This is a genomic window from Sphingomonas chungangi (assembly GCF_013778325.1).
Taxonomy (GTDB): domain Bacteria; phylum Pseudomonadota; class Alphaproteobacteria; order Sphingomonadales; family Sphingomonadaceae; genus Solisphingomonas; species Solisphingomonas chungangi.
In genome coordinates this window covers 534,555-548,878 of the sequence record NZ_JACEIB010000003.1, presented here as the reverse complement: position 1 = coordinate 548,878, position 14,324 = coordinate 534,555, and the positions used below count along the sequence as shown (strand labels likewise).

At 66.0% G+C, this 14,324-nt stretch carries 15 protein-coding genes; 12 read left to right on the top strand and 3 right to left on the bottom strand.

Annotation, left to right across the window (positions count from 1 at the left end; genetic code table 11):
- Positions 1 to 105 precede the first annotated feature (105 nt).
- The 6 genes from HZF05_RS06885 (at position 106) to HZF05_RS06860 (ending at position 5,686) form a co-directional block, all read left to right on the top strand.
- Positions 106 to 885 (top strand): SDR family NAD(P)-dependent oxidoreductase, encoded by a 780-nt coding sequence (locus tag HZF05_RS06885; protein ID WP_160363619.1) that lies wholly within the window; start codon positions 106 to 108, stop codon positions 883 to 885.
- Positions 886 to 974: 89 nt separating this feature from the next.
- Positions 975 to 2,588, top strand: a complete 1,614-nt coding sequence (locus tag HZF05_RS06880) for a GMC family oxidoreductase (protein ID WP_160363618.1) — start codon at positions 975 to 977, stop codon at positions 2,586 to 2,588.
- On the top strand, positions 2,581 to 3,576 hold the full coding sequence (locus tag HZF05_RS06875) for a phosphotransferase family protein (RefSeq protein ID WP_220129731.1): 996 nt from the start codon (positions 2,581 to 2,583) through the stop codon (positions 3,574 to 3,576). Before HZF05_RS06880 ends, HZF05_RS06875 begins: the two co-directional genes overlap by 8 nt.
- Complete coding sequence (locus HZF05_RS06870; protein ID WP_160363617.1) at positions 3,573 to 3,992, top strand: DUF6285 domain-containing protein; 420 nt, start codon at positions 3,573 to 3,575, stop codon at positions 3,990 to 3,992. The genes HZF05_RS06875 and HZF05_RS06870 overlap by 4 nt, the downstream gene beginning before the upstream one ends.
- Entirely contained in the window at positions 3,976 to 5,295 is a 1,320-nt protein-coding gene (locus HZF05_RS06865) for an acyl-CoA dehydrogenase family protein (protein ID WP_160363616.1), read from the top strand. The genes HZF05_RS06870 and HZF05_RS06865 overlap by 17 nt, the downstream gene beginning before the upstream one ends.
- 28 nt (positions 5,296 to 5,323) lie before the next feature.
- Positions 5,324 to 5,686, top strand: a complete 363-nt coding sequence (locus tag HZF05_RS06860) for an STAS/SEC14 domain-containing protein (protein WP_160363615.1) — start codon at positions 5,324 to 5,326, stop codon at positions 5,684 to 5,686.
- Positions 5,687 to 5,689: 3 nt separating this feature from the next.
- Here the strand turns inward: HZF05_RS06860 and HZF05_RS06855 are convergent, their stop codons facing one another.
- Positions 5,690 to 6,751: an oxidoreductase family protein gene (locus tag HZF05_RS06855; RefSeq protein ID WP_160363614.1), complete on the bottom strand. Its 1,062-nt coding sequence runs from the start codon at positions 6,749 to 6,751 to the stop codon at positions 5,690 to 5,692.
- 129 nt (positions 6,752 to 6,880) lie between these two features.
- Here HZF05_RS06855 and HZF05_RS06850 point away from each other — a divergent pair, with 129 nt between their 5' ends.
- The gene (locus HZF05_RS06850; protein WP_160363613.1) at positions 6,881 to 7,441 is read left to right on the top strand and encodes a carboxymuconolactone decarboxylase family protein; all 561 of its coding nucleotides are present in this window, start codon (positions 6,881 to 6,883) and stop codon (positions 7,439 to 7,441) included.
- Between the two features lie 105 nt (positions 7,442 to 7,546).
- On the opposite strand, the gene HZF05_RS06845 is transcribed toward HZF05_RS06850, so the two are convergent.
- A complete protein-coding gene (locus HZF05_RS06845) occupies positions 7,547 to 7,891 on the bottom strand; it encodes a 2Fe-2S iron-sulfur cluster-binding protein (protein ID WP_181638809.1) in 345 nt (114 codons plus the stop codon).
- 54 nt (positions 7,892 to 7,945) lie between these two features.
- Between HZF05_RS06845 and HZF05_RS06840 the strand changes: the two genes are divergently transcribed.
- The 4 genes from HZF05_RS06840 (at position 7,946) to HZF05_RS06825 (ending at position 11,325) form a co-directional block, all read left to right on the top strand.
- Positions 7,946 to 8,956, top strand: coding sequence for an NADPH:quinone oxidoreductase family protein (locus HZF05_RS06840; RefSeq protein ID WP_160363611.1), 1,011 nt, complete (start codon positions 7,946 to 7,948; stop codon positions 8,954 to 8,956).
- A 69-nt stretch (positions 8,957 to 9,025) separates the two neighbouring features.
- Entirely contained in the window at positions 9,026 to 9,787 is a 762-nt protein-coding gene (locus HZF05_RS06835) for an SDR family NAD(P)-dependent oxidoreductase (RefSeq protein ID WP_160363610.1), read from the top strand.
- A 40-nt stretch (positions 9,788 to 9,827) separates the two neighbouring features.
- The gene (locus tag HZF05_RS06830; RefSeq protein WP_160363609.1) at positions 9,828 to 10,607 is read left to right on the top strand and encodes an SDR family NAD(P)-dependent oxidoreductase; all 780 of its coding nucleotides are present in this window, start codon (positions 9,828 to 9,830) and stop codon (positions 10,605 to 10,607) included.
- Positions 10,608 to 10,680: 73 nt separating this feature from the next.
- Positions 10,681 to 11,325 (top strand): TetR family transcriptional regulator, encoded by a 645-nt coding sequence (locus HZF05_RS06825; protein WP_281367483.1) that lies wholly within the window; start codon positions 10,681 to 10,683, stop codon positions 11,323 to 11,325.
- 3 nt (positions 11,326 to 11,328) lie between these two features.
- Here HZF05_RS06825 and HZF05_RS06820 read toward each other — a convergent pair whose 3' ends face one another.
- The gene (locus HZF05_RS06820) at positions 11,329 to 12,747 is read right to left on the bottom strand and encodes an aldehyde dehydrogenase family protein (protein ID WP_160363608.1); all 1,419 of its coding nucleotides are present in this window, start codon (positions 12,745 to 12,747) and stop codon (positions 11,329 to 11,331) included.
- A gap of 150 nt (positions 12,748 to 12,897) precedes the next feature.
- Here HZF05_RS06820 and HZF05_RS06815 point away from each other — a divergent pair, with 150 nt between their 5' ends.
- Complete coding sequence (locus tag HZF05_RS06815; protein ID WP_160363607.1) at positions 12,898 to 14,322, top strand: aldehyde dehydrogenase family protein; 1,425 nt, start codon at positions 12,898 to 12,900, stop codon at positions 14,320 to 14,322.
- Positions 14,323 to 14,324: the final 2 nt, after the last annotated feature.

Here is a 14,324-nt window from a genome sequence, read left to right as displayed (position 1 = left end):
GGTGTGCCGCCGCAACCGATTTAATCGATCGCTTAGAAAGATTGACGCGGGGCGATTTTGCCGCTGTGCTGGTACGCATCCACCGACCACCGCCGGAGACGCTACATGTACGCACCCTTCGACCTGACGGGAAAGACCGTGCTGGTCACCGGCGGAAATATTGGCATCGGGTTGGCGATGGGTCAGGCGCTCGCCGACGCCGGTGCCGATATCGTGCTGTGGGGATCGAATGCAGAGCGCAATGAATGTGCACGCAACACCCTTGCGGCGAGCGGGCGGCACGTGCTCGCTCAACGGGTTGACGTCACCGACGAAGCGGCCATCGTCGCTGCAATGGCGGAGGCGATCGCCGAGATGGGGCGAATCGACACCGTGATCGCCAATGCCGGCACGGGCGGTATCGCGACACCTTTCGTGGAGACCACCGCCAACGATCTCCGCCGAGTGCTCGCGATCAATCTCGACGGCGCCTATTTTACCGCGCGAGAGGCATGTCGGCACATGGTCGCACGCGCCAGAATGGGGGATCCGGGCGGCTCGATCGTGCTGGTCGGATCGGCCGGCACCGATAGCGGCATGCCCCGCTTCGGCCCCTATGCGGCGAGCAAGGGCGCGCTCGCACCGCTGATGCGATCGATCCTGGCGGAACATGCCCGCCATGGCATCCGCGTGAACCTGATCCAGCCCGGCTTCATCCGCACCGAGATGACCGACCATTTCCGCGAAAAGGAAAAGACCGAGGAGTGGATCCTCGCCAGCATCCCACAGCGACGCTGGGGCCATCCGACCGAATGCGGCGGCATCGCCATCTATCTGGCGTCGGATGCGAGCAGCTACCAAAGCGGCAGCACAATCACCATCGACGGCGGCTTCCTCGCCTCGTGACGGTTGCACGGTCGGGACACCTTCTATAGCTAATCAGTCGATTAATATGAAAATCGGCGAGCTACGCCGGACCGGGTACGGGAGGAAGCATGCCGGCTGAGACCTATGACTATGTGATCGTCGGCGCGGGCGCAGCAGGCTGCGTACTGGCCTACCGGCTGAGCGAGGATCCGTCGATCTCGGTCGCGGTGATCGAGGCGGGCGGGCGCGACACGCATCCCTTCTTCCGCGTGCCCAAGGCGGTGCCAAAGCTGATGGGCCGCGCCGCCAACATCTGGGCCTATCCGACCAAGGCCGAGCCCGGTACCGGCAACAAGGTAGAGACCTGGCTGCGCGGCCGGGTGGTCGGTGGATCGACCTCGATCAACGGCCTCATGTACGTGCGCGGCCAGCCCGCCGATTTCGACGCCATCGCCGAGCTTTCCAGCGACGACTGGAACTGGCGGCACATCGGCGCCGCCTACGCCGCGCTGGAGGGGCATGAGCTGGGCGCGGAGGGCACGCGTGGGGGTGACGGGCCGCTCAAGCTATCGCTGCCCGGCAAGGACGTGCGAGGCCCCTGGCACGAAGCGGTGATCGCCGCGGGGCACGCGATGGGCCTGCCGGTGAAGGAAGACGTCAACGTGCCAGACGACGACGAAGGCGTCGGCTACAATCCGCGCACCGTCCACAAGGGACGCCGCGTGTCGGCCGCCACCGCCTTCCTCAGGCCCGCCGAACGGCGACGCAACGTCACCGTGATCACCGATGCCACGGTCGATCGAGTGGTGCTGGAAGAAACGAAGGCAGTCGCGATCCGCTACCTGAAAGGCGGGGCGGCGCAGGAGGTGCGGGCAACGCGCGACATCATCCTCGCCGCCGGCGCGATGGCCAGTCCCGGCATCCTTGAGCGATCGGGCATCGGCGACCCCGCCGTGCTGGAGCCGCTCGGCATAACCGTCCGTCATGCCTTGACCGGCGTCGGCGCCAACCTGATCGAACATCGCGCCCTGCTGATGCAGTGGCGGCTGACCGATCACCGCTATTCCTTCAACAACATTCATCGCGGCTGGCGGCTGGTCCGTGAGGTCGTGCGCTACGGACTGACCGGCAAGGGGCCGCTCTCCTCCGCCACCTTCGACATGGGATTGTGGCTGAAGAGCCGACCCGGCCTCAACCGGCCCGACGTGCAGTTTCTGGTGGCGCCGCACAGCCTTGATTTCAGCAAGATGGGCCGCACCACCGAACCGTTTCCCGGTATGTCGCTAGTGGTCTATCCGCTGCGGCCGACATCGGCGGGCACGCTGCACATCACGTCGGCCGATCCCGAGGCGTCGCCATGCCTCTCCCCCAACCATCGCGACACAGAAGAGGACCGGCGGGCGATGGTCGGCGCGATCCGCGCGGTGCGCCGCTTCACCGCGCAGAGCCCGTTGAAGGAGATCGTCGCCACGGAGACCATGCCCGGTCCTCAATACGAGACAGACGAGCAGATTCTTCAGGCTTATGATCAGTTCGCGACCTGTGGCTATCATGCCGTAGGAAGCTGCCGGATGGGCAAGGATGCCGCATCGGTGGTCGATTCCGAGCTGCGCGTGCGCGGGATCGCAGGGCTGCGCGTCATGGATACCTCGATCATGCCGGTGGTGCCCTCGGGAAACACGCAGGGGCCAACCATGGCGATGGCGTGGCGCGCCGCGGACGTGATCCGGCGCGGTGGCTGAGGGCACTGCCCTCGCCGAACCGTTGCGGGCGCTGGCGCCCCGGCTGGCGGCGGGCGCGATCAACGTCTCGATCCCCGAGCGGCTCTCCGGCGGCGCCAGTCAGGAAACATGGGCCTTCGCCGCGATCACGCCCGCCGGACAGGTGCCGCTGATACTGCGGCGCGCACCGGGCGGCGATTTCGAGCGCAATATCGCGGCGGGGCTTTCCACCGAAGCGGAAGTGATCCGGGCGGCGGGCGCGGCCGGCGTGCCGGTCGCGCCGGTGCGGCACATCCTGATGCCTGGAGACGACCTCGGGCGCGGCTTCGTCAGCGACCGGATCGAAGGCGAGACCATTGCCCGCAAGCTGCTGCGCGATGCCGCTTTCGCCGATGTCCGGCGTCGCCTCGCCGCCGATCTCGGTTCCATCCTCGCACGCATCCACGCCGTCCCGCCGGCATCGCTGCCGCAGCTGGCGACGCTCGGTCCGGCCGAGACGCTTGCTTACCTTCGCGCAGAGCTCGACACCTGCGATCCGCCGAGCCCGATCTTCGAGCTGGCCTACCGGTGGCTGGTCGAGCGTCGCCCGGCCGATGCCTCGCTCGCACTGGTCCACGGCGATTTCCGCACCGGCAACCTGATGATCGCACCGGACGGCGTGCGGGCCGTGCTGGACTGGGAACTGGTGCATCTCGGCGATCCGATGGAGGATCTCGGCTGGTTCTGTGCGATGCCGTGGCGCTTCGGACGGATCGAGGCACCCGCTGGCGGCTTCGGATCGCGCACGGCGTTGTACGGCGCCTATGAGGCCGCGTCCGGCGGCCCGGTCGATCCCGAGCGGGTGCGCTGGTGGGAAACATTGGCCAGCCTGCGATGGGGCCTCAACTGCCGCTCCTATGTCGCTCTTTTCCAAAGCGGGCAGGATCGATCGGTGGAACGCGCCATGATCGCACGGCGCGCGTCCGAAAACGAGATCGATCTTCTCCGCCTGATCGAGTTCGGCCCATGACGATGCAGGACAGGCCCGGCAGTGCGGCGATCCTCGAAGCGGTCGCCGCCTTCCTCCGCAACGAGGTGCTGCCGGCGGTGAGCGGCACCCTCGCCTTCCGCACGCGCGTCGCCGCCAACGCCGTCGATCTCGTGCGGCGCGAGATCGACGAGGCCGGCGCCAGCGATGCGCGCCTGCGCGCCGCCTTCTCCGCATTGCTGGGCAGCGAAGGCGAGGACGGCGCGCAACTCGCAACCCTGTCGAATGCGATCGCCGAGGGCCGTTTTGACGCCGCCACTCCCGGCCTCATGGACCTGCTCTGGTCGCTCGCCGAGGCGCGCCTCGCGATCGATCAGCCGACCTATCCCGGCCTCGCCCTCGCACACCGGCTGCGCACCGACACCGAAGAAGGATCGCCCGATGGACTTCAATCTTGATCCCGCGCTCGTCGAGTATCTAAAGCGGCTCGACGCCTTCATAGAAACTGAGATCAAACCACTGGAAGAGCAGGACGACAACATCCGCTTCTTCGATCATCGCCGCGAATATGCCCGCACCGACTGGGACCGCGACGGCCTGCCGCGCCACGATTGGGAGGCCCTGCTGGACGAGGCCAAGGACCGTGCCGACCGCGCCGGCTTTTATCGCTTCGCCGTGCCCAGGGAGTTCGGCGGCGAGGCCGGTAGCAACCTGTGGATGACAGTCATCCGCGAGCACCTCGCCGCCAAGGGGCTCGGCCTGCACAACGATCTGCAGAACGAGCATTCGGTGGTCGGCAATCACCCCTTGATCGTGATGTTCCGCGATTTCGGCACGCAGGCGCAGAAGGACGAGTTCATCCCCGGCCTACTGACCCGTACCCGGGACGTGCGCTTCGGTCTCACCGAGCCCGATCACGGATCCGACGCCACCTTCATGGAGACTACGGCGGTGCGCGAAACCCGCGACGGCGTGCCCGGCTGGCGTATCGAGGGCGAGAAGATGTGGATCACGGGCATGCACATCGCCACCCACTGCGCGGTCTTCGCGCGGACCAGCGGCAAGCCGGGCGACGCGAAGGGGATCAGCTGCCTCCTCGTGCCTCGCGACGCGCCGGGCATCGCGATCGACCAGTATCTCTGGACGTTCAACATGCCGACCGACCATCCGCGCTTCTCGCTCACCGACGTTTGGGTGCCGGAAAGCGCGCTGTTCGGGCCGGAGGATGACGGGCTGCCGCTCGCCCAGGCCTTCGTCCACGAGAACCGCATCCGCCAGGCGGCGAGCTCGCTCGGCGCGGGTGCCTATTGCATCGAGGAGAGCGTGAAATATGCTCGCGCGCGCAAGCCGTTCGGGCGCCCGCTCTCCGAGAATCAGGGAATTCAGTTTCCGCTGGTCGAACTCGCCACGCAGGCCGAGATGCTGCGCGCCTTCATCCGCAAGACCGCCTGGGAAATGGACCAGATGCCTCATCCCGAGGTCGCCAAGCGCATGTCCGACAAGGTGTCCATGTGCAATTACTGGGCGAACCGCTTCTGCTGCGAGGCGGCGGACCGGGCGATGCAGGTGCATGGCGGCATCGGCTATTCGCGGCACAAGCCCTTCGAGCACATCTACCGCCACCACCGCCGCTACCGCATCACGGAGGGCAGCGAGGAGATCCAGATGCGCAAGGTCGGCGCTTTCCTGTTCGGCTATGTCGGGCCGCGCAAGGACGAACTGTCGCGTCTGGACTGGAGGGATGTCGACTACCGGCGCTAGGATCGCTGAAAAAGGACGGGAGAGCAAAATGGGCGAACTGACGGTCGGCTACGATGCCGCGGGCGGGCTGGTCCGCACCCTGTGCGCCGGCTTCCTGACGATCGAGGACGTGCGCCGCTGGGGAGCACAGCTGCCGGTCGCCAATGCGGAAGCGCGCCGGGCCGGAAAGCCGGTCCTGCACCTCGTCATCGCGCTGGATTCGCCGGTGCAGAGCGGCGACGTCATCGCCGAATTCGCCACGATCGACATCCACCCCGTCGGCCCGCAGGACAGGATGGCGGTCGTGGTGTCCTCGAACCTCGCCAAGATGCAGGCAGCCCGCAACTTCGCCGATGGCCGCGAGCGGGGCTTCCTCGACGAAGCCGAGGCGATCGCGTGGCTGCGGGGCTGACGCTCAAGCCAGCAGGATATCCAACGTCCCATAGTCCATCGCGGCGGCCGAGGCGCGCTCGGTGATCGCGGCGCAATTCTCTTCGGGCTGCATCTCGACGATGCACATCACCCAGCTCACCTGGTGCATGCAATAGACCTTGAGGTTGGCGAACGCCTCCTCCAGCGACGGCGGGGCTTCGACCCCGAATGCCTCCAGTTTTTCCAGGTAATACGCGACGAGATCGCGATCGTGGGCACGGCGATCTTCGACCGAGAGGCCGCTGACGATCAGGTTCGCCGGATCCTGCATGTGGTGCGCGACCTGCACGCACTGCCAGTCGATCATCCGCGCCTCTCCGCTCGGCAGGCTGTAGAGCTGGCCGAAATGCGCGTCGCCGTGGCTCAGCGCCCAGGGTGCTCGGCGTAGCCAGTCGCGGCGCAGGCGGGTATGCGCCTCCAGCAGCCGGTCGCGATCGCGCAGCGAGGGGTGGAGCAGCTGGACGCGCGGGCGGCTCTGATACTCCTCCCAATGTTGGGGATCGTAGATCCAGTCGAGGCATTTGCCGGCATCGAAGGAACCGCCGTTGCGCAGCCAGTCGACCTTCCACAGCTCCGGATCCATCCATGATGCCGCCTGGTAGCGCGCCATCGCCTCCAGCCCGGCTGCGATCAGATCGGGCGAGCCCGCAGCGGTCGGTTCCTGGAACTGCGCGCCGAGCTTGCAGAGATCGTCGAGCAGCAGGATCGAATTGCCCTCTTCGTCGCTGTCGGCGAACAGGCAGTCGGGCGTGCGCGTCTCGTAGCGGCCGCCATAATTGCGGTAGAAGAAGGTCTCGCCGGCATAGACGCGCTCGGTGCCGATTGTCTTGCTGTGTGGCTCGAAGCCGGTCTTCACCCAGATCACGCGCTTCTCGGCGGTGCCGTCCGGGCGGCCGAAGGCGAGATCGACCTTCACCTTGGTGGCGGTGCCGTGGATCACCTGGATCACGCTGGCGTCGACGATCGGATCCTCGATCACCGAATCGAACCAGTCGGTGGTCAGTTGTTCCACCCTTGTCGGGAGCGCCATCGTCGGCTTTAGCATCGCCCTCTCCTCTTTTCTAAAGGCAGTAGGGCGTCTTTGCGCAAAAAGGTCAAGCGATCGATTAAATCCGCTTGATCGCCACGATCCGGCCTGCGAACGCTCCCGTACGAACAATCAGGAGACGAGCCCATGGCGCGTATTGCCTTCCCCGATCCCGCCGCGATGGATGACGATTTGCGCGAGTCGCTGCGCAAGCTCGGCTCGCTGAACGTCACCCGGATGATGGCGCATCAGCCCCGGCTGATGCACGCCTATGCACGGATGGGGGTCGAGATCCTGCGCCACGGCACGATCGATCCGGTACTGCGCGAGCTGATCATCCTGCGCGTCGGCCAGCTGTGCAAATCGGATTACGAGCACCACCAGCATGTCAGCGTCGCGCGGATGGTGGGAATGAGCGAGGCGATGCTGGCCGCCAGCGAGGCGAACGATCGCTCGACCTTCTCCGACCGTGAATGCGCGGCGCTCGCCATCACGGACGAGATCTATCGAGACAATTGCGCTTCCGCCGAAACGATCAAGGTCGCCCAAGCCCTGTTCAGCCCGGCCGAGCTCGTCGAGATATGCATCGTCACCGGCTTCTACATCATGACCGCCGGCTATCTGCGCAGCCTTGACATCGAGGTGGAAGATGCTCCTCCGCTCGGCGATCGGATGATACAGGGCGAGCGAAGCGCGATCTCAAACTAAGCACCCTTGGGAGCGTAGCCGTTCCGGCTCGACTTCCCGACGGGGTCATCCTGTCGGTCGCCCCGGCGCGGCCACGAGCCGGAACAGCTTTTGGCAAAGCTCGGCCTAGCGTTGTGCGTGCGGTACCTCAAAACGCATCCCGTCGGCGCAGTCACTCACCCTGAGCTGACAGCTCAGCCGCGCCTCCGGATGTGGATCGGGGACATATTCGAGCATTTCGCGCTCCATGTCGGAGGGTGCGGGCAGCGTGCCGCGCAAGTCGTCGAGCACATAGACGTGACAGGTGCCGCACACCATCGAGCCACCGCAATCGGCGTCGATGCCGGGCACGCCATGAGCCTTGGCGGCCTGCATCACGGAGACCGATTCGTCGGCGTCTATCGCGATTTCTCCGTCGTCCGACAGGAATATCAGCCTTTTCACCCCACCTCCGCTTGCACCTTCGAGCACATCTCATTACTCGATTAAATGAGGGCGGGCAGAACGGCAAGCGGGAGGCTGGGGATGCGGGCGCTGGTGAGCGTGAGGACGGGCGGACCCGAAACACTCGAACTGGCGACCCTGCCCGATCCTGTGGCCGGGCCGGGCGACATTCGTATCGCAGTCGCAGCGTGCGGCGTCAATTACCCGGACGCGCTGATCATCGAGGATCGCTACCAGTTCAGGCCGGAACGCCCCTTCTCGCCCGGCGCCGAGGTGAGCGGCGTGGTCGATCAGCTCGGCGAAGGAGTGAGCGGCTTCCGTATCGGAGACCGGGTTCTGGGCGGCAACGTCTGCGGTGGACTGGCCGAGAAGATGGTCCTCCCCGCGGTCCGTTGCTACGGCATGCCCGCATCGATGCCCTTTGACGAAGCCTCGGCCTTCCTCATGACCTACGGCACCTCGCATCACGCGCTGAAGGATCGCGCCCGTCTGCAGCCGGGCGAGACGCTGCTGGTGCTGGGCGCTGCGGGCGGCGTCGGCCTCGCGGCGGTCGAGCTCGGCAAGCATATGGGCGCGCGGGTGATCGCCGGCGTATCGAGCGAGGAGAAGCTCGCTGTGGCGCGCGCGCGCGGCGCGGACGCCGGCTTCGTCTATGCGCCCGGCCCGCTCGACAAGGCGCAGGGTCGCGCGCTGACCGAGGAGATAAGGGCGCTCGCCGACGGCGAAGTCGACGTGATCTACGATCCGGTCGGCGGCAGCTATTCGGAGCCGGCGCTGCGCAGCCTCGCGTGGGACGGCCGCTTCCTGGTCGTCGGGTTCCCGGCGGGCATCCCCAGCATTCCGCTCAACCTGCCGCTGCTCAAGGGCTGCCACGTTATCGGCGTATTCTGGGGATCCTTCATCGAGCGCTTCCCGGAACGCAACCGCGCCAACGTCGAGGAACTGCTCGAATGGTATGAGCAGGGTGCGATCCGCCCGCTGGTTTCGGCGCGCTTCGATCTCGCGCAGGGCGGGCAGGCGATTGCGCAACTTGTCGGTCGCGCGGTGGTCGGAAAGTTGGTGGTCGAGGTCGGCGGTGCGCCGATCGACTGAATTAATCATTCGTTTGACACTGCCGGACGGCGATCGCTAACCGGGCCGCGCACCGCGAAGGGGGAAAGCTTGTTCGATCTGTCCAATCGCACGATCCTGATCACGGGCGCCTCGTCGGGCGTCGGCAAGCACCTCGCCGGCACGCTCGCCGGATGCGGCGCACGGCTGGTGCTGGCCGCGCGGCGAACCGCGATGCTCGCCGAGACACAGGTGGGGATCGAGGGCGCCGGCGGCACCGCCGTCTCGATCGCGATGGACGTGGCGGACGAAGCCTCGGTGATCGCCGGCTTCGACGCGGCCGAGGCGGCGATCGGCCCGGTCGACAGCGTCGTCGCCAATGCCGGCATGACGATTGGCGGCAGCGCATTGGGCATGGCCGTGGAGGATTTCGATCGCATCTTCGCGGTGAACGCGCGGGGCGTGTTCCTGACGGCGCGCGAGGCGGCGCGGCGCATGATCGTGCAAGGCGCGGCCGAGCGGCAGCACGGCCGGATCGTGCTGATCTCCTCGGTGACGGCGCAATATGTCCAGCCCAACAACCCGATCTACAGCGCGTCCAAGGCTGCGGTGAACCAGCTCGGGCGCACGCTGGCGCGCGACTGGTCGGGCAAGGGCGTCAACGTCAATATCGTGGCGCCGGGTTATATGCGCACCGAGCTGACCGACGACTGGCTGGACTCGGACAAGGCGAAAGCCTTGCTCGCCACCTTCCCGCGGCGCCGGTTGATGGACGTCGATGTGCTCGATCCCATCGTCACCTATCTCTGCGCCGATGCGAGCGCGCAGGTGACCGGCGGCGTCTTCACCATCGACGACGGTCAGACGCTCTGACCGCATTTTTCAAACCCATTCAGAAAGAAGGACATCGGACATGAAGTTGGAAGGTTGCGCGGCAGTGGTGACGGGCGGCGCAAGCGGCCTGGGCGAGGCAACGGCGCGCGCGCTGGCCGAACAGGGCGTGAAGGTCGCCCTATTCGATCTCAATGCCGAACGCGGCGAACAGGTCGCAAGCGAGATCGGCGGCATTTTCTGCCAGGTCAACGTTACCGACGAGGCCTCCGTCGATGCCGGCTTCGCCAAGGCGCGCGCCGCACACGGGCAGGAGCGCATCCTGGTCAATTGCGCCGGCACCGGCAACGCGATCAAGACCGCCAGCCGCGCACGCGATACGGGCGAGATCCGGCACTTCCCGATCGACCAGTTCGATCGCATCATCCAGATCAATCTCGTCGGCACTTTCCGCTGCATCGCCAAGGCGGCCGCCGGCATGCTGACGCTCGACCCGATGGAGGACGGCGAGCGCGGCGCGATCGTCAACACCGCCTCGGTCGCGGCGGAAGATGGTCAGGCCGGCCAGGCGGCCTATTCGGCCTCCAAGGGCGGCATCGTCGGCATGACGCTGCCGATCGCGCGCGACCTGATGGGTGACGGCATCCGCGTCAATACGATCCTGCCCGGCATCTTCAACACGCCGCTGATGAACGGCGCGCCGCAGCATGTGAAGGATGCGCTGGCCGCCAGCGTTCCCTTCCCCAAGCGGCTCGGCAATGCGCCGGAATATGCGAGTCTCGCGGTCGAGATGTGCCGCAATTCCTATTTCAACGGCGAGGATGTTCGCCTCGACGGCGCGATCCGCATGTCGCCACGCTAGAACACCGAAAAACCCTGTGGACGCTACGTAATCGATTGTTGATCGCCACCATCGCTTTCCTTAAGAGGGTCCGATGGTGGCGACAGCGGTTGCAAAGACACAAGATGGCGAGAAGCTGTCATCCCGGGATCAGCTGCTGAAGGCAGCGGGTGCGCTCATGACCGAGCGCAGCACGATCGATATCTCGCTCAGCGATATCGCACGTAAGTCGGGCCTCAATTCGGCGCTCGTCAAATATTATTTCGGCAGCAAGAACGGGCTTCTGCTCGCACTGGTGAAGGACGTGCTCGGGAAGGGCATACAGCAGATGGACGGCCTGCTGGAGATGGAGCTGAACCCGGTCGAGAAGCTGAAGCTGCACGTCAAGGCGATCATTAACGTCTATTTCCGCTTCCCCTACGTGAACCGCCTGATCCACTACATGTTCGAGGATCCGGAACTGGGACGCGAGGTCGCCGAGACGATCTCCAAGCCGCTCGCCGAAACACAGCGCCTCCTGCTCGAGGACGGCATCGCCAAGGGTGTGTTCAAACCTGTCGACCCGATGATGTTCTACTTCATCATTCTCGGCGCCTGCGACCAGCTCTTCTTCGGCCAGCACATCCTGCGCTCGGCCTTCGGCATCGCCGAGATCGACGACAATCTGCGCCGCCGCTACACGGCGACGTTGCTCGATGTGATCCTGATCGGCATTGTCGCCGACAAGCCAGCCGGCTGATCCTCAACCCGCCGGCACCGTCACCCGCGTCTGCAGGCTGGTATATTCGAGTAAGCCGAGCTGGCCGTTCTCGATCCCGAAGCCCGATTGCTTGTGCCCGCCGAGCGGCTGATCCGCCGGTGCATCCATGATCGTGTTGACCCAGACGGTGCCGCAATCGAGCCGGTCGGCGATCGCGCCCGCCGCAGCGACATCGGCCGACCAGACCGATCCGGCGAGGCCGTAGGCGGTGCCGTTGGCGCGCGCGATCACATCCTCCGCGTCGCGGAACTTCAAGATCGGCAGCACCGGGCCGAACTGCTCCTCGCGCACGATCTCGGCATCGTCGGCAGGATTGTCGACGAGGGTGACCGGGAAGAAATAGCCCGGCCCCTCCGGCGCCTCGCCCTGGATGAGGCGGTAGCCGGCGGCGCGCGCCTCCTCGGCAAGGCGCGTCACACGATCGAACTGCGCCTTGTTCTGGATCGGGCCGAGTTGGACGCCGGGTTGGTCCCCCGGCCCCATCTTCGTGTCCTTCACGATCGCGACGAAGGCCTCGAGGAAGCGATCGTAGATATCCTCATGGACATAGACGCGCTTGGCCGCGACGCAGATCTGCCCGGAATTGAGCAGCGCGCCCCAAAAAATCTTCCGCGCCACCGCTTCCAAATCGACGTCCGGCAGCACGATCGCCGCGTCGTTGCCGCCGAGCTCCAGCGTGAAGCGCTGCACGCGGTCGGCCGCCGCGCGCATGATGTGCTTTCCGACCGCCGTCGATCCCGTGAAGGTGATCTTGTCGAAGCCGGGGTGCGCCGTCATCCACGGGCCGAGATCGGCGCCGCCCGAAACGATGTTGAGCACGCCGTCTGGCAGCAACCCTTGCAGCAATTCGCCCAGCCGCAGCGTTGCTAGCGGCGTGGTCGGGGCCGGTTTCAGCACCAAGGTATTGCCGGCCGAAAGCGCCGGCACGATCTTCATCAGCGCGGTGAGCACGGGGTAGTTCCAGGGGACGATCGCGCCGACCACGCCCAACGGCAGGCGGCGCGTCCGCACTTGGCGCTCGGCGGTCCCGCTGTCTTCGTCGGGATCGGTGAAACCCGCCGCCGACATCGCCCAATAGGCCGCGCCCTGCAGCTCGCCGGTCGCTACCTCATGCGGCTTGCCCTGCTCGCGGGTAAGCAGCGTCTTCAACTCGTCGAGATTAGCCTCGATCACCTCGGCGATCTTTGCGACCAGCGCGGTGCGATCGGCGAAAGGCATCGCCGCCCAGCCGGCAAAGGCCGCCCTTGCCGCATTTACCGCCGCATCGAGCTGCGCCTGCGAGCACCCGGGCGCCTCGGCGAAGGCTGCGCCCGTGGCCGGATCGGCGATCGCGATCGCCACGCTCTCGCCGAAGACGCTGCGACCGCCGATCGTCATCGTGAAAGCCCGGGACTCGCTCATCTCGCTCTCCAACGCCATATCTAATTTCTCGATTAAATCTATGCGAGCGCCCTGTCGACATCATTTTCAATCGATCGACTAACTCGGTTGCGGGGCGCTGGCGCCGATGCTACCGCCAAGCGCAAGCAGTGAGCGACGGAGACGGACGTCATGGATTTCGAGACGGGTTACACCATGACGATCGGCGGCCGGCCCGCTTCGGGCGACGGCACGATCGACGTCGTCAATCCCGCCGATGGCGACGTCTTCGCGCAGGCGCCCCGCGCAACCGCAGCCGATCTGGATGCGGCGGTGGTAGCCGCCCGTGCCGCCTTCCCGGCATGGCGCGATACGCCGATCGTAGAGCGCCGCCGCATCCTCTCCGAGGCCGCCCAGCGGATCGGCGAGCATGCCGAGGCGCTCGGCCGGCTCTTCACCCGCGAACAGGGCCGCCCGCTGCCACTCGCCATCCAGGAGGTCAAGGGCGGCGCCTGGTGGCTGCGCGCCACCACCAAGCTCGATCTTCCCGTCGAGGTGACCGAGGACAGCGAGACACGGCGGATCGAGGTGCATCATGTCCCGCTGGGCGTGGTCTGCGCGATCGTGCCGTGGAACTTCCCCGTCCTGCTGGCGATGTGGAAGATCGCGCCGGCGCTGCTGGCCGGCAACACGATGGTACTGAAGCCTTCGCCTTTCACGCCGCTCTGCATGCTCAAGATCGGCGAGCTGCTGCGCGGGCTGGTGCCGGACGGCGTGCTCAACATCGTCACCGGCGGCGACGAGCTAGGGCCGATGATGACGTCGCATCCCGGCTTCGCCAAGATCAGCTTCACCGGATCGACCGCCACCGGCAAGCGCGTGATGGAGAGCGCCGCGAAGGACCTGAAGCGCGTGACGTTGGAGCTCGGCGGCAACGACGCGGCGATCGTGATGCCCGACATCGATCTCGATGCGGTGGTCGAGCAGATCTTCCACGGCGCCTTCTACAACAGCGCGCAGGTCTGCATCGCGACCAAGCGCATGTATATCCATGAGGATATCTATGACGCGCTGCGCGATCGGCTACACGAGATCGCGCGGCGGGTGACGGTGGGCGACGGCGCCGCGCCGGGCACCGATTACGGCCCGATCCAGAACAAGCCGCAGCACGACCGCGTCATGGCGTTGATCGACGAGGCGAAGGCGTCCGGCCTGACGCTGCTGCAGGGCAAGGAGGTGCCAGCGAAGGGCTATTTCGTGCCTATCACCATCGTCGACAATCCGCCCGAAGATGCGCACGTCGTGACCGAGGAAGCGTTCGGGCCGATCCTGCCTCTGCTCAAGTTTCGCGACATCGACGACGTGATCGCGCGCGCCAACGATTCCGATTATGGCCTTGGCGGCGCAGTATGGTCGCGCGATATCAACAAGGCGGTGGAGATCGCCAGACGGATGGATACCGGCACCATCTGGATCAACCAGAACCTGCAGAATACGCCCTTCACTCCCTTCGCCGGCGCCAAGCAATCCGGTATCGGTGTCGAGAACGGCGCGGCCGGGCTGCTGGAATTCACCCAGCCCCGGACGATCTTCATCCCCAAAGCCGCGATCGCCTGACA

Bases quoted from the DNA above. Each gene is read 5' to 3' on its own strand.
- HZF05_RS06885 (WP_160363619.1), top strand. From the start codon at position 106: ATGTACGCACCCTTCGACCTGACGGGAAAGACCGTGCTGGTCACCGGC.
- HZF05_RS06870 (WP_160363617.1), top strand. From the start codon at position 3,573: ATGACGATGCAGGACAGGCCCGGCAGTGCGGCGATCCTCGAAGCGGTC.
- HZF05_RS06855 (WP_160363614.1), bottom strand. From the start codon at position 6,751: ATGCTAAAGCCGACGATGGCGCTCCCGACAAGGGTGGAACAACTGACC.
- HZF05_RS06865 (WP_160363616.1), top strand. From the start codon at position 3,976: ATGGACTTCAATCTTGATCCCGCGCTCGTCGAGTATCTAAAGCGGCTC.
- HZF05_RS06820 (WP_160363608.1), bottom strand. From the start codon at position 12,747: ATGAGCGAGTCCCGGGCTTTCACGATGACGATCGGCGGTCGCAGCGTC.
- HZF05_RS06830 (WP_160363609.1), top strand. From the start codon at position 9,828: ATGAAGTTGGAAGGTTGCGCGGCAGTGGTGACGGGCGGCGCAAGCGGC.
- HZF05_RS06880 (WP_160363618.1), top strand. From the start codon at position 975: ATGCCGGCTGAGACCTATGACTATGTGATCGTCGGCGCGGGCGCAGCA.
- HZF05_RS06850 (WP_160363613.1), top strand. From the start codon at position 6,881: ATGGCGCGTATTGCCTTCCCCGATCCCGCCGCGATGGATGACGATTTG.
- HZF05_RS06860 (WP_160363615.1), top strand. From the start codon at position 5,324: ATGGGCGAACTGACGGTCGGCTACGATGCCGCGGGCGGGCTGGTCCGC.
- HZF05_RS06825 (WP_281367483.1), top strand. From the start codon at position 10,681: ATGGTGGCGACAGCGGTTGCAAAGACACAAGATGGCGAGAAGCTGTCA.
- HZF05_RS06840 (WP_160363611.1), top strand. From the start codon at position 7,946: ATGCGGGCGCTGGTGAGCGTGAGGACGGGCGGACCCGAAACACTCGAA.
- HZF05_RS06815 (WP_160363607.1), top strand. From the start codon at position 12,898: ATGGATTTCGAGACGGGTTACACCATGACGATCGGCGGCCGGCCCGCT.